Raw genomic sequence first — 1,080 nt, 5'->3', positions numbered from 1 at the left:
GCACAACATTGATAACGCCCAATCTTTTTGCTCAGACTCTAACTCATTGATACTCATTTATAAACTCCTTGCAATGTATGTCGTTTCAGCTAAACGGTATCAGCAATGTTTATGTAAAGAAACAGTAAGATAATACTCAACCCGATGTTTGAGTACGGTCATCATCTGACACTACAGACTCTGGCATCGCTGTGAAGACGACGCGAAATTCAGCATTTTCACAAGCGTTATCTTTTACAAAACCGATCTCACTCTCCTTTGATGCGAATGCCAGCGTCAGACATCATATGCAGATACTCACCTGCATCCTGAACCCATTGACCTCCAACCCCGTAATAGCGATGCGTAATGATGTCGATAGTTACTAACGGGTCTTGTTCGATTAACTGCCGCAGAAACTCTTCCAGGTCACCAGTGCAGTGCTTGATAACAGGAGTCTTCCCAGGATGGCGAACAACAAGAAACTGGTTTCCGTCTTCACGGACTTCGTTGCTTTCCAGTTTAGCAATACGCTTACTCCCATCCGAGATAACACCTTCGTAATACTCACGCTGCTCGTTGAGTTTTGATTTTGCTGTTTCAAGCTCAACACGCAGTTTCCCTACTGTTAGCGCAATATCCTCGTTCTCCTGGTCGCGGCGTTTGATGTATTGCTGGTTTCTTTCCCGTTCATCCAGCAGTTCCAGCACAATCGATGGTGTTACCAATTCATGGAAAAGGTCTGCGTCAAATCCCCAGTCGTCATGCATTGCCTGCTCTGCCGCTTCACGCAGTGCCTGAGAGTTAATTTCGCTCACTTCGAACCTCTCTGTTTACTGATAAGTTCCAGATCCTCCTGGCAACTTGCACAAGTCCGACAACCCTGAACGACCAGGCGTCTTCGTTCATCTATCGGATCGCCACACTCACAACAATGAGTGGCAGATATAGCCTGGTGGTTCAGGCGGCGCATTTTTATTGCTGTGTTGCGCTGTAATTCTTCTATTTCTGATCCGGATCGATTCCAACGCGCGGGGAGAGGCGGTTTGCGTATTGGGCGCTCTTCCGCTTCCTCGCTCACTGACTCGCTGCGCTCGGTCG

At 47.6% G+C, this 1,080-nt stretch carries 2 protein-coding genes; both read right to left on the bottom strand.

Annotated features, from left to right (window positions below; genetic code table 11):
* Positions 1-248 precede the first annotated feature (248 nt).
* Positions 249-797: an ead/Ea22-like family protein gene (locus AAEY72_RS14145; protein ID WP_001289873.1), complete on the bottom strand. Its 549-nt coding sequence runs from the start codon at positions 795-797 to the stop codon at positions 249-251.
* Positions 794-952, bottom strand: a complete 159-nt coding sequence (locus AAEY72_RS14140) for a TraR/DksA family transcriptional regulator (RefSeq protein WP_229041931.1) — start codon at positions 950-952, stop codon at positions 794-796. Before AAEY72_RS14140 ends, AAEY72_RS14145 begins: the two co-directional genes overlap by 4 nt.
* Positions 953-1,080 lie beyond the last annotated feature (128 nt).

The sequence above is a fragment of the Psychrobacter sp. W2-37-MNA-CIBAN-0211 genome (assembly GCF_040309405.1).
GTDB lineage: Bacteria > Pseudomonadota > Gammaproteobacteria > Pseudomonadales > Moraxellaceae > Psychrobacter > Psychrobacter glaciei.
Note: the sequence above shows the minus strand (reverse complement) of the source record. Positions and strands in the feature narration are given on the sequence as shown.

Excerpts from the sequence above, each read along its gene's own strand:
- AAEY72_RS14140 (WP_229041931.1), bottom strand. The coding sequence starts at position 952 with ATGCGCCGCCTGAACCACCAGGCTATATCTGCCACTCATTGTTGTGAG.